General features: G+C 68.4%; 15 protein-coding genes. 6 read left to right on the top strand and 9 right to left on the bottom strand.

The annotated features are described in order from the left end of the window. Positions 1-45 precede the first annotated feature (45 nt). Together aceF and BLS66_RS14440 are read right to left on the bottom strand one after the other, a co-directional pair. Positions 46-1,758, bottom strand: a complete 1,713-nt coding sequence (gene aceF, locus BLS66_RS14445; protein WP_057494524.1) for a dihydrolipoyllysine-residue acetyltransferase — start codon at positions 1,756-1,758, stop codon at positions 46-48. Positions 1,759-1,925: 167 nt separating this feature from the next. Beyond that, positions 1,926-2,441 carry a DNA-deoxyinosine glycosylase gene (locus tag BLS66_RS14440; protein WP_074726158.1) on the bottom strand — a complete coding sequence of 172 codons (516 nt, stop codon included), beginning with the start codon at positions 2,439-2,441 and terminating at the stop codon, positions 1,926-1,928. Between the two features lie 186 nt (positions 2,442-2,627). Between BLS66_RS14440 and BLS66_RS14435 the strand changes: the two genes are divergently transcribed. The 3 genes from BLS66_RS14435 (at position 2,628) to glpK (ending at position 6,500) form a co-directional block, all read left to right on the top strand. After that, positions 2,628-3,263, top strand: coding sequence for an OmpW/AlkL family protein (locus tag BLS66_RS14435; protein WP_019660737.1), 636 nt, complete (start codon positions 2,628-2,630; stop codon positions 3,261-3,263). Between the two features lie 128 nt (positions 3,264-3,391). After that, a complete protein-coding gene (gene glpD / locus BLS66_RS14430) occupies positions 3,392-4,897 on the top strand; it encodes a glycerol-3-phosphate dehydrogenase (protein ID WP_074726157.1) in 1,506 nt (501 codons plus the stop codon). 103 nt (positions 4,898-5,000) lie between these two features. Continuing rightward, the gene (gene glpK, locus BLS66_RS14425) at positions 5,001-6,500 is read left to right on the top strand and encodes a glycerol kinase GlpK (RefSeq protein WP_074726156.1); all 1,500 of its coding nucleotides are present in this window, start codon (positions 5,001-5,003) and stop codon (positions 6,498-6,500) included. Positions 6,501-7,187: 687 nt separating this feature from the next. On the opposite strand, the gene BLS66_RS14420 is transcribed toward glpK, so the two are convergent. Together BLS66_RS14420 and BLS66_RS14415 are read right to left on the bottom strand one after the other, a co-directional pair. Further along, positions 7,188-7,982: a MetQ/NlpA family ABC transporter substrate-binding protein gene (locus BLS66_RS14420; protein WP_053506979.1), complete on the bottom strand. Its 795-nt coding sequence runs from the start codon at positions 7,980-7,982 to the stop codon at positions 7,188-7,190. Positions 7,983-8,008: 26 nt separating this feature from the next. Next, positions 8,009-8,980 carry a helix-turn-helix transcriptional regulator gene (locus tag BLS66_RS14415; RefSeq protein WP_049467495.1) on the bottom strand — a complete coding sequence of 324 codons (972 nt, stop codon included), beginning with the start codon at positions 8,978-8,980 and terminating at the stop codon, positions 8,009-8,011. Between the two features lie 80 nt (positions 8,981-9,060). Between BLS66_RS14415 and BLS66_RS14410 the strand changes: the two genes are divergently transcribed. Beyond that, positions 9,061-9,663, top strand: coding sequence for a LolA-like protein (locus BLS66_RS14410; RefSeq protein ID WP_053461456.1), 603 nt, complete (start codon positions 9,061-9,063; stop codon positions 9,661-9,663). A gap of 106 nt (positions 9,664-9,769) precedes the next feature. Then, on the top strand, positions 9,770-10,546 hold the full coding sequence (locus BLS66_RS14405; protein WP_014648509.1) for a DUF481 domain-containing protein: 777 nt from the start codon (positions 9,770-9,772) through the stop codon (positions 10,544-10,546). Between the two features lie 117 nt (positions 10,547-10,663). Here BLS66_RS14405 and hemC read toward each other — a convergent pair whose 3' ends face one another. The 5 genes from hemC to mdoH all read right to left on the bottom strand — a co-directional run bounded on the left by hemC (position 10,664) and on the right by mdoH (position 16,654). Beyond that, entirely contained in the window at positions 10,664-11,575 is a 912-nt protein-coding gene (hemC, locus tag BLS66_RS14400; protein ID WP_049467492.1) for a hydroxymethylbilane synthase, read from the bottom strand. Between the two features lie 654 nt (positions 11,576-12,229). Beyond that, a complete protein-coding gene (locus BLS66_RS14395) occupies positions 12,230-12,961 on the bottom strand; it encodes a LytR/AlgR family response regulator transcription factor (RefSeq protein ID WP_053461458.1) in 732 nt (243 codons plus the stop codon). A gap of 10 nt (positions 12,962-12,971) precedes the next feature. Beyond that, complete coding sequence (locus BLS66_RS14390; protein ID WP_049471035.1) at positions 12,972-14,015, bottom strand: sensor histidine kinase; 1,044 nt, start codon at positions 14,013-14,015, stop codon at positions 12,972-12,974. Between the two features lie 3 nt (positions 14,016-14,018). After that, complete coding sequence (locus BLS66_RS14385) at positions 14,019-14,678, bottom strand: alpha/beta hydrolase (RefSeq protein WP_080355599.1); 660 nt, start codon at positions 14,676-14,678, stop codon at positions 14,019-14,021. 50 nt (positions 14,679-14,728) lie between these two features. Next, on the bottom strand, positions 14,729-16,654 hold the full coding sequence (gene mdoH / locus BLS66_RS14380) for a glucans biosynthesis glucosyltransferase MdoH (RefSeq protein WP_053506877.1): 1,926 nt from the start codon (positions 16,652-16,654) through the stop codon (positions 14,729-14,731). 494 nt (positions 16,655-17,148) lie between these two features. On the opposite strand from mdoH, the gene BLS66_RS14370 reads away from it, so the two are divergent. Beyond that, a complete protein-coding gene (locus BLS66_RS14370; RefSeq protein WP_074726155.1) occupies positions 17,149-19,194 on the top strand; it encodes a TonB-dependent receptor domain-containing protein in 2,046 nt (681 codons plus the stop codon). The last annotated feature ends 11 nt before the right edge of the window (positions 19,195-19,205 follow it).

Genomic DNA, 19,205 nt, shown 5'->3' with positions numbered 1-19,205 from the left:
GCCGCGCCAGGGGCAGCGGCCGCACGGTGGGGGCGAAGCGGTGCGTTACAGCAGCACGCGGCGCATGTCGGCCAGTACCTGCGACAGGTACGTGGTGAAGCGTGCGGCCAGGGCGCCATCGATGACGCGGTGGTCGTAGCTCAGCGACAGCGGCAGCATCAGCTTCGGCGCGAAGTCCTTGCCGTTCCAGACCGGCTGGATGGACGACTTGGAGACGCCCAGGATGGCCACTTCCGGTGCATTGACGATCGGGGTGAACGCGGTGCCGCCGATGCCGCCCAGCGAGCTGATCGAGAAGCAGCCGCCGCTCATGTCGGCCGGGCCCAGCTTGCCGTCGCGCGCCTTCTTGGCCAGTTCGCCGGTTTCCTGCGCGATCTGCACCACGCCCTTCTTGTCCACGTCGCGGATGACCGGCACGACCAGGCCGTTCGGCGTGTCGGCGGCAAAGCCGATGTGGAAGTACTTCTTCAGGGTCAGGTTTTCACCGCTGGCATCGAGCGAGGCGTTGAACTCCGGGAACTTCTTCAGCGCCGCGGCGCTGGCCTTGATCAGGAAGGCGAGCATGGTCAGCTTGATGCCGGCCTTCTCGTTCTCCTTGTTCAGCGCCACGCGCAGGGCTTCCAGGTCGGTGATGTCGGCCTGTTCGAACTGGGTCACGTGCGGGATCATCGCCCAGTTGCGGGCCAGGTTCGCACCGGAGATCTTCTTGATGCGCGACAGCGGCTGGACTTCGGTCTCGCCGAACTTGCTGAAGTCGACCTTCGGCCACGGCAGCAGGTTCAGGCCACCACCGGCGGCGACGGCGCCACCGCCGGCAGCCGGCACGCCACCGCTGAGCGCGGCCTTGACGAACTTCTGCACGTCGCCCTTGGTGATGCGGCCGCCCTTCTCGGTGCCGTTGACCTGCAGCAGGTCCACGCCCAGCTCGCGGGCGAACACTCGCACGGCCGGGGTGGCGTACGGCACCTTGGCCGGCAGCACGCCGTCGGCGTTGAACTGCACCGGCGGGCTGGACGGGGTACCGGCCGAGGCGATCTCGCGGGCCGCCAGCTTGTCCGGCTGGGCCGGAACGGCCACCGGCTCGACCTTGGTGGCGGTCTCGGCAGCGGCCGGGGCGGCGGCAGCAGCGGCCTTGCTCGGGGCCGGTGCGGCAGCGCCTTCGGCCTCGATGATGGCGACCACGGCACCCTGCGACAGGGTGTCGCCGACCTTGACCTTCAGCTCCTTGACCACGCCGGCCACCGACGACGGCACTTCCATGGTCGCCTTGTCGCTTTCCAGCGTCACCAGGCCCTGGTCCTTCTTGACCGTGTCGCCCACGGCGACCAGCACTTCGATGACCGGGATGTCGGTGTAATCGCCGATGTCCGGCACCCGGGCTTCAACCGCACCGCCGCTGGCAGCCGGGGCAGCCGGTGCGGCAGCCGCCGGGGCCGGCGCGCTCTGGGTGGCGGCAGCCGGGGCAGCGGCCTTGGCCGGGGCCGGTGCGGCGGCGGCCGGCGAGGCGGCTTCGCCTTCGGCCACTTCGATCAGCGCCACGACCTTGCCTTCGGACAGGCTGTCGCCGACCTTGACCTTGAGTTCCTTGACCACGCCCGCCACCGACGACGGCACTTCCATGGTCGCCTTGTCGCTTTCCAGCGTCACCAGGCCCTGGTCCTTCTTGACCGTGTCGCCGACGGCGACAAGCACCTCGATTACCGGGATATCGCTGTAGTCACCGATATCGGGGACAAGTGCTTCCTTGATTTCGGCCATGGGGATAACTCCGGCAATCTGGTGTAGGGAAACGTCTATTGTGCGGCCAGCGGGGGCCAGCGCCAACCGTTACAGGTGTTTTCAGTACACACGCAGCCGGGACAGGCTGTTGCCCATGGGTCGGGTGCGCGACCAGTCGGTAGCGTATTGTCCAGGCGATGTCCGCCTCATGTCGCCCGTGCGTCAGCGACCGGTTGCCAGGCCTTGCGCAGGCGCGGCAGCGACCACGCGGCATTGGCAGGGCTGGTTGACGGCAGCGCGACCACCGGTGGCGGCGCCTCCAGCCGCGGCAGCACCCAGCGCTGGAAGGCCTGCAGTGATGCACCGCCATTGCAGCCGATCAGCGTCAGCTCAGGCAGCGTGGCGATCAGTTCCGGCAGCGCATTGGCCACTTCGGTGCCGCGCACGATGTCCGCATCCAGGCTGCCGCGCCGCTCGCAGCGGCCGATCACATCCCACAGGCCGATGCCCGCAGCGTTCAACGCCTGCAGCCGCGCTGCATAGGGCAGGTCCACGTTGAAACCGCAGATGTCGGCCATCAGCGGCCAGAAGCGGTTGCGCGGATGGGCGTAATACCGCTGCTGCTGCAGCGACGCCGCGCCTGGCATCGAGCCCAGCACCAGCACCCTGCAGTCCACGTTCACCTGCGCTTGCAGGCCGATGCACACCGTTGCTGTGCTCACATCTTCTCCAACTGCATGAATGTCACCGCGTGCCAGAAACCCCATGAATACAGGCATTCCGCACCGGTCGCTGAACAAGGAAAACTATTTTTTAACGTGCGTCGGATTCGATTCATGTTGGGGCGACTACGGTGTGCTCGCCCCGCAACCGGGGGCCCAAAACAAGAAACATTAGGAGATACCCCCATGCGCTCCATCCGTATCCTGAGTCTCGCCCTGCTGACCTCCGCCGCCTTCGCGCCGGCCGCTTTCGCCCAGGACAGCAGCAGCACCGACACCGCGTCGGGCAAGCATTTTGCCGTTGTCGGCGGCATCTCGCTGCTGGAACCGAAGAACGACCCGATCACCGGCGTGAAGAAGACCGATGGCGGCCCGGCGCCGACCGTCAGCTTCAGCTACTACATCAACGACAACTGGGCCGTTGAACTGTGGGGCGCTGCCGACAAGTTCGAAAACAAGTTCAAGGGTCCGAACAACGCCCGCCTGGGCTCGGTCGAGCAGCAGCCGGTCGCGCTGAGCGGCCAGTACCACTTCGGCCAGGCTGACAACGTGTTCCGCCCGTTCGTGGGCGTGGGCTACTACCAGTCGAGCTTCAGCAACGAGAAGCTGGGCAACGGCGCTGACACCGACATCCGCTTCAAGGATGCCAAGGGCGTGATCGGTACCGTCGGCGTCGACATGAACATCAACTCCACCTGGTTCGCCCGTGCCGACGCCCGCTACATGCGCGCCCGCCCGGACGTGAAGGTTGGCGGCGAGAAGATCGGCGAAGCCAAGATGGATCCGTGGACCGTCGGCTTCGGCATCGGCGCCCGCTTCTGATCCAGGCAGCACCTGCTTCACGGATGTAACGCGACGGGCCCTTCGGGGCCCGTCGTCGTTTCCGTCACCCGCGTTCTGTAGAGTCGACTGACAGGCGACTCTACGCATACACAGGACGCGGAGGCCCGATGGACGACCTCGACCTGCTGGTCATCGGTGGCGGCATCAACGGCGCCGGCATCGCCCGTGACGCCAGCGGCCGCGGCCTGCGCGTCCTGCTCTGCGAGCAGCATGACCTGGCCGCACACACCTCCAGTGCCAGCAGCAAGCTGATCCATGGCGGCCTGCGCTACCTCGAACAGGGCGAGTTCGGCCTGGTGCGCAAAGCGCTGGATGAGCGTGAGACGGTGCGCCGGCAAGCCCCTCACCTGGTCCATCCGCTGCGTTTCGTCCTGCCCTGGGAGCCGCACCTGCGCCCGCGCTGGATGCTGCGCGCGGGACTGTGGCTGTACGACCATCTGGGCCGGCGCAGCCCTGCGTTCCCCGCATCGCACGCACTGGACCTGCAACGCGATCCGCTCGGTCGCTGGCTCTCCCCCTCGCTGCGGCACGGCTTCAGCTACGCCGATGCGCAGGTCGATGACGCGCGGCTGGTGCTGCTCAACGCCCTGGATGCCGCGCAGCGCGGCGCACGGGTGCGGGTCCGTAGCCGCTGCATCGACCTGCGCCCCGTGCAGGGCCGATGGCAGGCCATTCTGGAATCCGCCGATGGCCAGCCGCACCCGGTGACGGCGCGCGCCGTTGTCAATGCGGCTGGTCCGTGGGCCGGTGGCCTGCTGGAACAGATGCAGGGGCGCGGCGATGGCCCCGCACTGCGCCTGGTGCAGGGCAGCCACATCGTGCTGCGCCACCCCTGGCCCAGCGACAGCGCCTGCCTGCTGCAGCAGCCCGATGGGCGCGTGGTGTTCCTGCTGCCCTTCGCCCACGACCACCTGCTGGTCGGCACCACCGACACCGACTATCGCGGTGACCCGGCGCGCTGCAGCGTGCTCCCTGCAGAGGTGACGTACCTGTGTGATGCGGCCAATCGCTACCTGCGTGATCCCATCGCAGCGGAAGACGTGGTCTGGCGGTTCGCTGGCGTACGCCCGTTGCTGGCCGATCCCGATCCGCGTGCGGCACGACTCAGCCGTGATTACCGTCTGCAGCTGCAGTCCCACCCGGCACCGGCGCTGCATGTGCTGGGCGGCAAGCTGACCACCTACCGGGTGCTGGCCGAGGAGGCGCTGGAGCTGCTGCGGCCAGCGCTGCCACAGATGGGGCCGGCGTGGACGGCAGGCGGAGACCCGCTGCCGGGCAGCGACTGGGGCGACGCCACGCAGGCGTGCTCGCGCCTGCAGTCACTGGCACCGTGGTTGCCGAGCGGGATCGCACAGCGCTGGGCCGGGGCCTACGGCAGTCGCAGCGCGGAACTGCTGCAGGGTGTACAGGGCCTGCACGATCTTGGCGAGGCGTTTGGCGGCGGCCTGCATGCCCGCGAAGTGGACTTCCTGCGCAGGCATGAGTGGGCGCTCGACTCCGACGATGTGTTGTGGCGCAGGAGCAAGCTGGGGTTGCGGCTGGATGCTGCGCAGGTGGCACGGCTGCAGGCGTGGATGGAGGGTCGGATCCCTTTCCCACAGAAAGGGCTCTGAGCCCCGTGTTGCCACGTGTGCCAACCAAGGTTGGCAGCTACCAGGGCAGCCGCGCGACGCGATCGATGCATTAGGATTTCCCCATCGCCATCGGAGACGCTGCATGACGCCCCGCTACGTGCTGGCCATCGACCAGGGCACCACCAGTTCGCGCGCGATCCTGTTCGACCGCGCCGGCGACATCGTCGGCAGCGCACAGCGCGAGTTCGCGCAGATCTTCCCGCATCCCGGCTGGGTCGAGCACGACCCGCGCGAGATCCTCACCAGCGTCTATGCCACGTTGACCGAACTGCTCAGCCGCGGGCAGATCGACCCGCGCCATATCGCCGCACTGGGCATCACCAACCAGCGCGAAACCACCGTGGTCTGGGACCGCACCACCGGCCAGCCCATCCACAACGCCATCGTCTGGCAATCGCGGCAGAGCCACGCCATCTGCGAGCGCCTGAAGTCCGAAGGGCATGAAGCGCTGATCCGCGAACGGACCGGCCTGTTGATCGATGCGTATTTCTCCGCGACCAAGGTGCGCTGGATCCTCGACCACGTGGAAGGTGCGCAACAGCGCGCCGAGCGTGGCGAGCTGCTGTTCGGCACCATCGACAGCTGGCTGGTGTGGAACCTCAGCGGCGGCCAGGCGCATGTGACCGACTACAGCAACGCGGCGCGCACCCTGTTGTTCAACATCCACACGCTGGACTGGGACGACGACCTGCTGGCCCTGCTCGACATCCCGCGCGCGATGCTGCCGCAGGTACGCGACTCCAGCGCGGTGTACGCGCATACCCGGCCGCAGTTCTTCTTCGACCACCCGATCCCGATCGCCGGCATCGCCGGTGACCAGCAGGCCGCGCTGTTCGGCCAGGCCTGCTTCCAGCCGGGCATGGTCAAGAACACCTATGGCACCGGCTGCTTCATGCTGATGCACACCGGCGCGCAGGCGGTGCGCTCGCGCAATGGCCTGTTGACCACCATTGCCTGGGGCCTGGACGGGCGCGTGGAGTACGCACTGGAAGGTTCGATCTTCATCGCCGGCTCGGTGGTGCAGTGGCTGCGCGACGGGCTGCGCATGATCGAACGCGCCAGTGACAGCCAGGCACTGGCCGCGCAGGTGCCCGACAGTGGCGGCGCCTACCTGGTGCCGGCGTTCGTCGGCCTCGGTGCGCCCTATTGGCGCAGCGATGTGCGCGGTGCGATGTTCGGGCTGACCCGTGGTACCCGCAAGGCGCATTTCGTGCGCGCGGCGCTGGAAGCGATGGCCTACCAGACCCGCGACGTGCTCGATGCGATGCAGTTCGATGCCGGTATCGCATTGAGCGAACTGCGCGCCGATGGCGGCGCGATCGGCAACGACTTCCTGGCCGGTTTCCAGGCGGACATTCTCGGTGTGCCGCTGTTGCGGCCGCGGCTGACCGAAACCACCGCGCTGGGCGCGGCCTACCTGGCCGGGCTGGCGGTAGGGTTCTGGTCCAGCCGTGAACAGATCGCCGCGCAGTGGGGGCTGGACAGGCGCTTCGAGCCGCAGATGGACGCCGCCCGGCGCGAGCGGCTGTACGCGGGGTGGCAGCAGGCCGTCGCTGCCACCCTCGCCTTCCACGTCGATTGAGGGTAATGCCGGCCGCTGGCCGGCAGCCCCGTGATCTTCGCAATACCCGGTGATTGCCGGCCAGCGGCCGGCACTACCACACGGTCAGGACGCCGGCACCGCGCCCTGGTACTTGGTCTCGATGATCGCCGCGCAGTGGGGCTGGATGGACGCGGCCCGGCGCGAGCGGCTGTACGCGGGATGGCAGCAGGCCGTCGCTGCCACCCTCGCCTTCCACGTCGATTGAGGGTAGTGCCGGCCGCTGGCCGGCAGCTCCGTGATCTTCGCAATGCCCGGTGATTGCCGGCCAGCGGCCGGCACTACCGTACGGTCAGAACGCCGGCAGCACCGCGCCCTGGTACTTGGTCTCGATGATCGCCGCGCAGTGGGGCTGGATGGACGCGGCCCGGCGCGAGCGGTTGTACGCGGGATTGAGGGTAGTGCCGGCCGCTGGCCGGCAGCCCCGTGATCTTCGCAATGCTCTGTGATTGCCGGCCAGCGGCCGGCACTACCACACAGTCAGAACGCCGGCAGCGCCGCGCCCTTGTACTTGGTCTCGATGATCGCCGCGCAGTGGGGGCTGGATGGACGCGGCCCGGCGCGAGCGGCTGTACGCGGGATTGAGGGTAGTGCCGGCCGCTGGCCGGCAGACCCGTGATCTTCGCAATGCTCGGTGATTGCCGGCCAGCGGCCGGCACTACCACACGGTCAGAACGCCGGCAGCACCGCGCCCTTGTACTTGGTCTCGATGAAGGCCTTCACCTGCGGGCTGGTCAGCGCCTTGGCCAGCTTCTGCACGCGGGCGTCGTCCTTGTTGTCCGGGCGCGCGACCAAGAAATTCACGTACGGCGAATCCTTGCTCTCGATCGCCAGCGCGTCCTGGGTCGGGTTGAGGCCGGCATCCAGCGCGTAGTTGGTATTGATCAGCGCCAGGTCGACCTGGTCCAGCACGCGCGGCAACATCGCCGAATCCAGCTCGCGGAACTTCAGGTTCTTCGGGTTGGCGGTGATGTCGCGCTGGGTCGACAGTGCGTTGGTCGGGTCCTTCAGCTGAATCACGCCGGCCTTGTGCAGCAGGATCAGCGCGCGGCTGTTGTTGCTCGGGTCGTTCGGGATCACCACGTCGGCACCTTCGCGCAGCTCGGCCAGCGACTTGACCTTGCGCGAGTAAGCGCCGAACGGCTCGATATGCACGCCGATCACCTTCACCAGGTCGGTCTTGCGGTCGCGGTTGTACGCATCCAGGTACGGCTCGGTCTGGAAGTAGTTGGCGTCCACCTGCTTCTGCACCAGCTGGTCGTTGGGCTGCACGTAGTCATTGAACACGCGCACGTCCAGGTCCACGCCTTCCTGCTTGAGGATCGGCTTGACCACCTCGAGGATCTCGGCGTGCGGCACGGCCGTGGCGGCCACCACCAGCTTCTGCGAGGGCTCGCCGGACGTGCCGCAGGCGGTCAGGGCCAGCGCCGCGGCGAGCAGGGGCAACAACAGGGTCTTCTTCATGGGGGACGGGATTCTCGGGGGGAGTGTCAGGAGGGTTCGTAGTTGCTCAGCGCCAGCTCAAGCAGCGCCTTGGCCTGCTCACGCAGCATCATCGGCTCGACGATCTCGGCATCCGATCCATAGTGCAGCACGTCCATCAGCAACTCGCGCGAAACGCTGTACGGCACCTTCAGCTCATAGCGGCCGTCGGCCAGGAAGCGGCCCTGCTGCTTGGAATGCCAGTGCTCGTCGGCCACCCAGCGCGCGGCCTTGGCGCTGAACAGGATGGTCGCCCACCCCTTCGGCGCACCGGAGAAAATGCCGTAGCTGGCGCCGAGCTGCTCGTCCAGCTCGCTGTCGGCGACGTCGCGGGCGGTGCTGTCGACCACCCGTGCCTTGTGGATGCGGTCCACTGCAAAACTGCGCAGGGCCTCGCGGTCGTGGTCCCAGGCGTCCAGGTACCAGTTGTCGCGATAGTGGGTCAGGCGCTGCGGCGAGACCGTGCGCTTGGTCGGCTCGTCGGTGGAACGGGCGCGGTACTCGAATGCCAGCTGGCGACGCTCCAGCACGGCCGAAGCGACGCTGCGGAAGCTGCCCTCGTCAAACTTGCGGCCGCGATGCGGGATCACCCGCACGCGGTCGACCGGCCAGCTGGAGACGCCCGCCTGGGCGGCCAGCAGGCTCTCGATGCGCTGCTGCAGCGGTGCCAGCACCGAGGACAGCACGCCACCGCCGGTACGCGCCAGCAGGTGCTGGGAGGCCAACAGCGCATGCAGCTCCTCCGAGCTGAGCCATAGGCCGGGCAGCTCGAAGCGATCGCTCTCGTCGGCCTGGTAGCGGAAGCCCGCCTCGCCGTCGCCCTCGATCGGTGCCATCAGCGCGTCGCGCAGGAAGGCCAGATCGCGGTACACGGTGGCACGGGAACAACCGAGCTTGTCCTGCAGGGTCGCCACCGTGACCGGATAGCGCGCGGACTTGAGCAGACGATGCAGGGCGGTGATGCGTTCGTATCGGTCCATGCCCCCGATTATGTCCGAGTCGCGGGTCTTGTGTGGGACGTTTGGGCTATCGTGGTCGCCCCCACCCCATGGAATGCCCGATGCGCCGGTTGCCCGCCCTGTCCCTGCTGGCCTGCCTGCTGCTGGCCGCCTGTGATCGCGCGCCCGCGCCGGCCGGCACCGCGGCCCCCGTGCCAGCCGCCGACCCGGCGCAGGCGGTGCTGGGCGCCAGCCAGCGTTTCGCGGCCCTGCGCAGCTTCCACGCCGAACTGGAGGTCCTGGGCGCACCGCAGCCGGTGCGCAGCGCCATGGATTTCGTCGCGCCCGATCGATTCCGGGTGCAGACCCCGGCCGGTCCGCAGACCATCATCGGCGACACCCTGTTCCTGCAGGCCGACGGCGCGATCCGCCAGGTACCGACGCCGCCCGGCCTGCTGGAGCAATGGCGCAACCCGCTGCCGGCCGACGCCCTGCCGGCCGATCTGCAGGCCGAAGACCTCGGCAGCCAGGCGCTGGACGGGGTCCAGACCCGTCACTACCGGCTGCGCGGTGCCCAACCCGGCGAACGCCTGGAATACTGGGTGGATGCCCAGGGCCTGCCGCGGCAGATCGTGCGCAGTGGCAGCAGCCATGGCCGCAGCTTCCAGCTGCGACTGCGCTATTCGCGCTTCAACGACCCGGCATTGCACGTCGATCTGCCCTGAATAGGGGATCGCAGCAACGCTTGCTGAAGCGCGCATTGGATCGATTCGGACCGCCATCACGCTTCCAGTATCATCACCGGCTGTCAACCGTTCCGGAGAACCCTCGATGTCCCTGCGCGTGTCCCTGCTGGTCCCCCTGCTGCTGTGTGCGCCGCTCGCATACGCGCAGGATGCCTCCGAGCTGGCGGCGATGTCCTCGCCGTGGAGCGGCAGCGGCGGCGAGCTCGGCTTTGCGTCGGCACGCGGCAACAGCAGCACCGAGAGCTTCAACGGCCGCCTGCGCCTGCGTTACACCGACGGCGACTGGGTGCACAGCATGGACCTGTTCGGCCTGCGCTCCAGCTCCAAGGTGACCGAGACCAATGACGACGGCACCACCACCCGTCGCAACAACACCACTGCCAACCGCTACACCGGCAGCGCCGGCAGCGCGCTGCAGCTGGGCGAGCACCGCCAGCTGACCGCCACGGTGCGTACCGAGCGCGACGACTTCGCCACCTACGACCGCCAGAGCTCGTTCGGTCTGGGCTATGGCACCCGCCTGTGGAACACCGAGCGCTTCTCGTTCGACGCGCAGATCGGCCCCGGTGTGCGCCGCACCCACAGCACCGAAGACGACCGCACCCGCACCGGCCTGATCGGCCGTGGCCTGTTCGACATGAAGTATTCGCTGACCGACAACACCGACCTGGTCAACACCCTGCTGGTCGAGTCCGGTTCGTACAACACCTTCGGCCAGAACGACTTCGGTGTCTCGGTGAGCATGAACGAGCACCTGGCGCTGAAGGCCGGCTGGCAGGCGCGTTACAACAGCGACGTCGCCGAGGACAAGCGCAAGACCGATACGCTGACCACGATGAACGTGGTCTACAAGTTCAAATAAGCAGAACGGGCGCCCAGGGCGCCCGTTCCTCTTTCGGTAGTGCCGGCCGCTGGCCGGCAACTGCATTCAACTGGGGCACGCGGTTGCCGGCCAGCGGCCGGCACTACCGGCGATGGCTCAGACGTTCAGCAGTTCGCCGGCACCGGCCTCCAGCAGCATCTTCGCCACGCGCTGGCCGAGCGCCTCCGGGTCGCTGCCCGGGCCCACCGCCTCGGCGCGCACCGCGCGGCCATCGCTGGCACTGCCGACCAAGCCCTGCAGGTGCAGGTCGTCGCCCTGCCACTGCGCGATGGCCGCCACCGGCACATGGCAGCTGCCATGCAGCGCGCGGTTCATTGCCCGCTCGGCTTCCACGCAGGCGCGCGTGGCTGCGTCATCAAGCGTGGCGAACAGCGCCCGCAGGCGCGCATTGCCGCCATCACATTCCACCGCGACGGCGCCCTGTGCCGGCGCCGGCAGCCACTGTGGCGGCTGCAGGCGCGCGACGATGCGTGCGCCCAGGCCGAGGCGCTCCAGGCCGGCCACGGCCAGCACGATCGCGTCGTAGCCACCATTGTCGAGCTTGGCCAGGCGCGTGTTGACGTTGCCACGCAGGTCCAGCAGCTGCAGGTCCGGGCGCAGCGCGCGCAGCTGGGCCTGGCGGCGCAGCGACGAAGTACCGACCCGGGCACCGATCGGCAGCGCGTCCAGCGAGGCATACAGGTTGGAAACAAAGCCATCGGCCGGATCGTGGCGGGGCAGGATTGCCGGCAGCGCGAACGGCTCGTCCAGTTCCATCGGCACATCCTTCAGCGAGTGCACCGCGCAGTCGGCCTCACCGCGCAGCATGGCCAGCTCCAGCTCCTTCAGGAACAGGCCCTTGCCACCGATCGCGGCAAGCGAGCGATCAAGCACCTCGTCACCGCGGGTGCTCATCGGCACCAGTTCCACATGCACGCCGGGATGGGCCTGGCGCAGGCGGTCGGCGACGTGTTCGCTCTGCCAGAGGGCGAGCGGGCTCTTGCGGGTGGCGATGCGGACGGTTTCCATCCGGTCATTATCGCGCCTTCGGCGCGGATACGGCCAACGGCGGAGCCCCTCGTGGCTGGGGGTATCAAAGCAGAAGCCGTGCTTGGCCGGGGCGGTGGGGTCATGCAGGGACGCCGTGAACCCATCCCTGGGGCTTGGCCGCGGCATCCATGCCGCGGACACCCCGTATGACCCCACCGCCCCGGCCTTTGACAGTGTCCGTGTGCGCCAGCCACGGAAGATCAAAAGAAAAATGAAGAAGCAAAGGCAACAGCCGACGGCTTCCGGGGTCAGATCCCTTTTCCGCAGGAAAAGGGATCTGACCCCTCTTCCCCCACCCGATAACACCAATGCTCTTGCTGTCCGATGCGGTAGACAACGGACGGGTTGGGCCGGGGTGGGGTGGCGGGACCGTTGGCGCCATGGGTCCGAGGCATGCCTCGGGCGGGTTGGGCAGGACGCCCAACCCCGGACTTGCCGTGTGCGCAGGACAGCGCACACGAGCAAGGCGCCATCGAGCCCCCATGGATGGGTTTACGGCGTGTCCCGCCGCCCCACCCCGGCCCGACCCAGCACGTAGAAACAACGAGACATGACCCGCTGTTGCTGTTGCTGTTGCTGTTGCTGTTGCTGTTGACTTCACAGCAGTCGCGGCCGCAGGCCGCGCGGGACCACTCACAGATGCCGCAGTTCCTGCTTCAGCGTCGCCACGCAGCGGCGGCTCACTTCCAGCGGCTGCTTGCCATGCCGCAGCACCGCCTGCACCTGCCCGCCGGAGCCGCGACGCAGTTCCACCAGCTCGTGGCGTGCCACCAGGCAGTTGCGATGGATGCGGATGAAGCGGCTGGCGAACTCTTCTTCCAACGACTTCAGCGATTCCTCGATCAGGTCCTCGCCGCGCGCGTGGTGCACCACCACGTACTTCTCCTCGGCCTGCAGGTAGTGGATGTCGTCCAGCGGAATCAGGCGCAGGCTGCCGCGCAGGCGCGCGCACAGCACGCTGCGCGCCTGCTGCCCGCTGTGCGCCTGCGGCTGGCCATCGCGGCCGGCCAGGAACGTGCGGGCGCGTGCAATCGCCGCCGACAGCCGCTCGGCGCGCACCGGCTTCATCAGGTAATCGATCGCCGCGGCCTCGAACGCCGACAGCGCATGCGCGTCATACGCGGTGCAGAACACCACCGCCGGCCGCGGTTCGAAGCTGGCCAGGTGGCGGGCCGCTTCCAGGCCATCCAGCCCGGGCATCGCGATATCCAGCAGGACCAGGTCAGGCTGCAGCGCCGCGCACGCGTGCAGGGCCTGCTCGCCGTTGCCGGCCTCGGCCACCACGTCCACGCCTTCCTGTGCCGCCAACAGGCTGCGCAGGCGCTCGCGCGCCAGTGGTTCGTCATCGGCGATGACTACCCTCACGATCGTTCCCTCACTGGATCGGCACTGTCACCTGGCAGGCATAGTAGCCCTCGCTCCAGCCAGCCGTCATCCGCGCAGCGCTGCCGAAGCGCCAGGCCAGCCGATGGCCGATGCTGTGCTGGGCATGGCCGGCGCCCCGCGCCAGCGCCAGCCCCGGTGCCTGCGGATCGGGCGCCGGGTTGCGCACGCGGATCTGCAACGCGTTGCCCTCGCGCGCCAGGTGCAGCTCGATGGTGCCGCCTTCGGGCAGGCGCGAGATGCCATGCAGCACGGCGTTCTCCACCAGCGGCTGCAGTACCAGCCTCGGCAACGGCAGATCCCACGGCAGCGGTTCCTCGCGCTGCCAGCGCACCTGCAGGCGTTCGCCCAGGCGCAGCGATTCGATCGACAGGTAGCGCTCGGCCAGCTCGCATTCGTCGCGCAGGGTGGAATCACCCTCGCCTGCGCCCAGCGCCGCACGGAACAGATCGGACAGGTCGAGCACGGCACGCTCGGCCACCGCCGGGTCCCGATGCAGCAGGCTGGCGATCAGGTTCATGCTGTTGAACAGGAAATGCGGGCGGATGCGCGCCTGCAGCGCATCGGCCTGCGCGCGCGCATTGGCCTGCACCTGGGCCGCCCAGCGGTCGCTGACATAGAAGTAACGAAGCGCCAGCGCGCTGATCAGCGCGGTGGTGGCGGCGCTGCCGAGGGTGAAGCGCCAGAAGCTGATGCCGTTGGCGAAACTGTCACCCAGCACCGCGTACAACGCGTGCACGATGCCGGCGCAGACCACCGCGATCAGGGTTGCCAGCGCGATCGCGGCAACGGCGCCCAGTACCTGCGGCAGCCTCGACAGCGCCTTCCGCAGCACGCACAGGCTGGCGGCCACTGCCAGCGCCAGCCACAGCGCGAAGCCGCTGGCCGACAGCAGTTCGCCAACGGTCCAGTGGCGGCTGCCATCCGGCGCAAGCGCCAGCACCACCACCACCAGCTCGGCCAGGCCCAGCATCGCCGCCAGCCGTGGCAGGCGGCACAGTTCCGGCATCCACGGCGATGGGCTGGCCGGGGGCATGGCTCAGGCCGCGCCCAGCCGTTCCTGCAGCCAGTCACCCAGCGCCTGGATTTCTTCGGCACAGACCTGGTGGGCCATCGGGTAGCTGTGCCACGCCACGTCCAGGCCCAGCGTGCGCAGCGCCTGTGCGCTGTGCGCGGCGACGGCCTGCGGGATCACCGGGTCGCCACTGCCATGGGCCATGAACACCGGCACCTGCACGGCACCTTCAGCGCGACGGGCACTGTCGGCCTCGGGCAGATAGGTGGACAGGGCGATCAGGCCGGCCAGTGGCGCGGTGCGCGCCAGCGCGGCGGTCAGGATGATCGCCCCGCCCTGCGAGAAGCCGGCCAGGAAGATCTTCTCCGCCGCGATGCCACGCTCGATCTCGCGCGCGATCAGCGCGTCCAGCTGCACCACCGATTCCTGCACGCCGGCCATGTCGGCACGCGACCGGAAGTCCATGCCGACGATGTCGTACCAGCCGCGCATCGGCACGCCGTTGTTGATCGTGATCGGCCGCACCGGTGCGTGCGGAAACACGAAGCGCAGCGCCGGCCAGTGCGGCCGCACCAGTTCCGGCACGATCGGCGCGAAATCGTGGCCGTCGGCGCCGAGGCCGTGCAGCCAGATCACCGACCACTGCGGCGAGGCGCCGGTTTCCTGTTCCACCGTTTGCAGCATGATGCGGCTCCGTCAAGTTCGAGCCGCATTATGCCGCTGGCGTGGGGCAATCAGTACAGCGGCGGGTGCTCGGCCGCTTCCCGCCGCAGCTGGGCGGCGCGGACCAGTACCGGTGGCGGGATGTTCTCTTCGGGAATGTCCAGCAGGCCCAGGCGATGCAGGAAGGCGCCCGGCCCCCGCGAGGAGGTCAGCGCCACCACCGGAATGGCCAACACCATGCCGATCACCACCGGCGCCATCCACGCCGCCAGCGACGGCGACACGGCCCAGGCCAGCACGCCCATGAAGGCGCCGAACACACCCAGGCCGCCGTAGCCGCGGATCAGCGCCATCCACGAGATGCCGCCGTCGTCGCGCTGCTGCGCGTCCCAGCCCGAGTCGCGGCCGGACAGCACCTCGGCCACGCCGCGCGACTGCACGTACATCACCACCGGCGCCATCAGCGCGGCCAGCACGGTTTCCACCAGCATCGACACGAAGGCGCGGATCGCGCCGCCACAGCCCCGGCGGTCGACCGGGTCCAGCAGCATCGCCAGGTAGCCCAGGACCTTGGGCAGCAGCAGCACCGCCATGGTGGCGGCAAACAGCCGCACCACCTGTTCTTCGTCCTGCGCGCGCCAGTACACGCTGGGCGACAGGTGCAGCAGGGCATTGAAATCGATGCCCTCCTGGAACAGCGGGATGGCGATGCCGATCAGCATCAGCATCGCCCACATCGGTGCGGTGAAATAGTGGCCGATGCCGATCAGCATGTGCGTGCGGCTGATCCAGTGCAGGCCGCGGCTGCCGACCACCTTGCCGTGCTGCAGGTTGCCCTGGCACCAGCGGCGGTCGCGCACCAGCAGGTCGGTCAGCGTCGGCGGGCCTTCCTCGTAGCTGCCACCAAGGTAGGGCACCATGTGCGCGGCCCAGCCGCCACGGCGCATCAGCGCCGCTTCGACGAAGTCGTGGCTGAGCACATGGCCGCCGAATGGCTTGCGTCCTGGCAGCGCCGGCAGGCCGGCGTGGTCGGCGAAGGCGCGGGTGCGGATGATCGCGTTGTGGCCCCAGTAATTGCTTTCGGCGCCATGCCACCACGCCACGCCACGGGCAATCACCGGGCCATACACGCGCCCGCCGAACTGCTGCATGCGCGCGAACAGGGTGCGGCCACCGATCACCGACGGCAGGGTCTGGATCAGGCCGACGTCGGCGTTGTGCTCCATGCCGGCCACCAGGCGCACGATGCTGTCGCCGGTCATCAGGCTGTCGGCATCCAGGATCAGCATCTGCGGGTAGGCGCCGCCGAAGCGACGCACCCAGTCGGCGATGTTGCCGGCCTTGCGCCCGGTGTTGTCACCGCGGCGGCGGTAGAACAGGCGGGCCTGGCCGTCCGGCACCCGGTCGCGCAGTTCGGCGAACACCTGTTCCTCGGCAGCGGCGATGTCGTCGCGGCGGGTATCGCTGAGCACGAAGAAATCGAAGCGGTCGAGCTGGCCGGTGGCCGCCACCGACTCATAGATCGCCTGCAGGCCGGCCAACAGGCGGCGCGGATCCTCGTTGTAGGTCGGCATCAACAATGCGGTACGGCTGTGCACGGCCGGCAACGGTTTGTCCGGGTCGATGCCGAGGCGATAGCCGCGGTCGAACACCGCGGTCAGGAAGCCGGCCAGCGCGCTGGCAAAGGACAGCGCGATCCAGGCGAACAGGCCGACGAACAGCACCAGCAGGCAGGCTTCGAGCACGCTGATGCCATTGGCCGACAGCACCCGCCACATCATCCGCGTGGCCACGGCGGTCATCCCGAGCGTGCCACCGAAGATGTACAACCGACGCAGCCCGATCAGGCGTGGCGAGGTGCGGTGCCGCCGGACCTTCAGTGCGCCTTGGCGCAGGGTCTGCTCGGGCATCGGCAATGGCGATTCCGCGGGCAGCAGCGCCCAGCCGGCATCACGCCGGGGCGATTCTGCTTCCGCCTGGATGGTCTGCACCCCCATCGACACCTACTCCGCGCCGTCGGCACGGCCGGCCGTCCCGGCCGGGCTGCATGCACCAAGGTTCCCGGCGCGCTTTCCCGGCGCCCGCACTTGTCCTGGCTGTGTCGGCCCGGGGCCGCACAGTCGATGTCTGTCACTACCGGAACCCACACGATCTCCAACGGGGCGGAATCGAAAATGCGGCCCAGTCTAGGGCGCCAAATGTAAGCCGGGTGCGAAGGCCTACGCCGGGATTTCTCCCCATTCAGCTAATAGCAGGCGATCACGTCTCGGGACGGCCAGATGTCACTCCATCCGCGCCGGCACTGGATCGTAACAAATGAGAACGGGTATCATTCAAAAACCAGGCAGGTCACCGTCTTCCGCACGGCCGCGACCCACCCAGCTGCGCCGGTCCGCACCGCGCGCCCGACGACCCACGGAAGGGTAGCTGCCTGCTGTCTGCCTGCGCCTGCTGCTTCCACCGGGTCACCCTACCTCCCATGGAAGCCGTCATGTCCCTGCCGTCCCGTTCCCCCCGCGCGCGCCTGCCGCGCACCCGCCTGGCCAGCGCCCTGGCCACCGCCTGCCTGCTGGCCCTGCCCGTCCTGGCCGCCGCCGAGGCCAGCGCCGAGGCCTCCCCCCAGGACCTGGACGCCGTGGTGGTCACCGCCTCCGGCAGCCAGCAGTGGATCAAGGATGCCCCGGCCAGCATCAGCGTGATCAGCCGCGAGGACATCGAGCGCCAGCCGGTGCCCGACCTGGCCACCCTGCTCAGCCGTGTTCCGGGGGTGACCGGTGGCCTCAGTGCGGTCGGCGAGCAGTCCAAGATCAAGCTGCGCGGCATGCCGTCCAACTACACGCTGGTGCTGGTGGACGGCAAGCGCATGGGCAGCTCGGCCTCGACCCACTACCGCCCCGATCTCGGCCGCCAGGACCTGAACTGGATCGCGCCCGAGCAGATCGAGCGCATCGAAGTGGTACGTGGACCGATGTCCTCGCTGTACGGCTCCGACGCCATGGGCGGGGTGATCAACATCATCACCCGGCGCATCGGCGACGCCTGGACTGGCAGCGCCACCCACAGCCTTACCCGCCCCGGTGACAGCAAGCGCGGCGATACCCAGCAGATCGGCGCGACCTTCTCCGGCCCGCTGGGCGAGCGCTTCGGCCTGCGCATCGGTGCCAACAGCATGCGCCGTGATTCGGACCGGTCCAACGGCGGCGTCTATGGCAACGCCTACGCCGGCGAGAAGGACCGCAATGTCGATGCCCTGCTGCAGTGGACGCTCAGCGACGCACAGGCGTTGTCGCTGGAGGCGGGCCATGGCGTGCAGCAGGCCTTCATCGATGCGTCGCTGGAAAAGCAGGACGAAGGGGCCTGGGGTGCCAGTGAGCTCAAGCGCAGCTCGCTGGCGCTCAACCACGATGGCAGGTGGCGCTTCGGCACCTCCAGGCTCAGCGCGTACTGGACCGAATACACGAACGACATTGGTGCCACCGGCCGTTCCGAGGCCACCGATACGATCATCGAAGGCAGCCTGACCACGCCATTCACCCTGGGCGTTGAACATCAGTTCGCGGCGGGTGGGCAGTGGAAGCGCCAGCAGCTGACCAACACCGACACCATCGGCCGCGCGCCGATCGACTACGCCGGCAACGCGGTGAGCGGCTCCAATCTGGACGTGGATACCTGGGCGCTGTTCGTCGAGGACGAACTGAAGCTGCACCGCACCCTCGCCCTCACCGTGGGCGCGCGCCTGGACCATCACCCGCAGTTCGGCGGCCACGTCAGCCCGCGTGCTTACCTGGTCTGGCACCCGGCCGAACAATGGACGATCCGCGGTGGTGTCTCCAAGGGCTTCCGCGCGCCCAGCCTGACCGAGAACTCAGCCAGCGCGGCTACCCAGTCCGGCGGCCGCGGCTGCACCTCGCTGATCCCGCTGGGCTATACCCGCGGCGGCTGTTACATGGCCGGCAACCCGGACCTGGATCCGGAAACCAGCACCAACCGCGAGATCGGCATCAGCTTCGACAATGACCTGATCGATGCCGGGGTGACCTATTTCCATACCGACTTCCGCAACAAGATCGAGTACGCGCCCCTGGGCCTGTTCAACGGCCTCTGGTGGACGCGCATGAGCAACGTGCAGCGCGCGCGCACCAGTGGCATGGAAGGCAATTTCAACGTCCGCTTCGGCGAGCAGTGGCGCTGGCGCACGTCGGCGACCTGGATGAAGGAAGCCAGGAACCTGACCACCGGCCGCGACCTGATCGATACGCCGGAATTCTCCGGCTATTCGTCGCTGGACTGGACGCCCGGCACGGTGTTCTCCAGCAGCCTGTCGGCGCAGTACACCGGCAGGCAGGCCGGCACCGCCACGACCTTCCTCAAGGCCTACACCCTGTATGACCTGACCGCGGCATGGAACGTCAACGAGGTGCTGACCCTGCGCGGTGGCGTCAGCAACCTGGCGGACAAGAAGCTGTATGCAGAGGGCTCCACCGACTACTTCGTCGCCGGGCGCAGCTACTTCCTCAGCATGACCGCACGGTTCTGACCGGCGGCGCG

The organism is Stenotrophomonas pavanii, assembly GCF_900101175.1.
Lineage (GTDB): Bacteria > Pseudomonadota > Gammaproteobacteria > Xanthomonadales > Xanthomonadaceae > Stenotrophomonas > Stenotrophomonas pavanii.
Note: the sequence above shows the minus strand (reverse complement) of the source record. Positions and strands in the feature narration are given on the sequence as shown.

What these genes read in the sequence shown, in the direction of transcription:
- BLS66_RS14435 (WP_019660737.1), top strand. Translation starts at nt 2,628, where the DNA reads ATGCGCTCCATCCGTATCCTGAGTCTCGCCCTGCTGACCTCCGCCGCC.
- glpK (WP_074726156.1), top strand. Translation starts at nt 5,001, where the DNA reads ATGACGCCCCGCTACGTGCTGGCCATCGACCAGGGCACCACCAGTTCG.
- BLS66_RS14370 (WP_074726155.1), top strand. Translation starts at nt 17,149, where the DNA reads ATGTCCCTGCCGTCCCGTTCCCCCCGCGCGCGCCTGCCGCGCACCCGC.
- BLS66_RS14410 (WP_053461456.1), top strand. Translation starts at nt 9,061, where the DNA reads ATGCGCCGGTTGCCCGCCCTGTCCCTGCTGGCCTGCCTGCTGCTGGCC.
- BLS66_RS14390 (WP_049471035.1), bottom strand. Translation starts at nt 14,015, where the DNA reads ATGCCCCCGGCCAGCCCATCGCCGTGGATGCCGGAACTGTGCCGCCTG.
- BLS66_RS14405 (WP_014648509.1), top strand. Translation starts at nt 9,770, where the DNA reads ATGTCCCTGCGCGTGTCCCTGCTGGTCCCCCTGCTGCTGTGTGCGCCG.
- aceF (WP_057494524.1), bottom strand. Translation starts at nt 1,758, where the DNA reads ATGGCCGAAATCAAGGAAGCACTTGTCCCCGATATCGGTGACTACAGC.
- glpD (WP_074726157.1), top strand. Translation starts at nt 3,392, where the DNA reads ATGGACGACCTCGACCTGCTGGTCATCGGTGGCGGCATCAACGGCGCC.
- mdoH (WP_053506877.1), bottom strand. Translation starts at nt 16,654, where the DNA reads ATGGGGGTGCAGACCATCCAGGCGGAAGCAGAATCGCCCCGGCGTGAT.
- hemC (WP_049467492.1), bottom strand. Translation starts at nt 11,575, where the DNA reads ATGGAAACCGTCCGCATCGCCACCCGCAAGAGCCCGCTCGCCCTCTGG.
- BLS66_RS14415 (WP_049467495.1), bottom strand. Translation starts at nt 8,980, where the DNA reads ATGGACCGATACGAACGCATCACCGCCCTGCATCGTCTGCTCAAGTCC.
- BLS66_RS14420 (WP_053506979.1), bottom strand. Translation starts at nt 7,982, where the DNA reads ATGAAGAAGACCCTGTTGTTGCCCCTGCTCGCCGCGGCGCTGGCCCTG.
- BLS66_RS14385 (WP_080355599.1), bottom strand. Translation starts at nt 14,678, where the DNA reads ATGCTGCAAACGGTGGAACAGGAAACCGGCGCCTCGCCGCAGTGGTCG.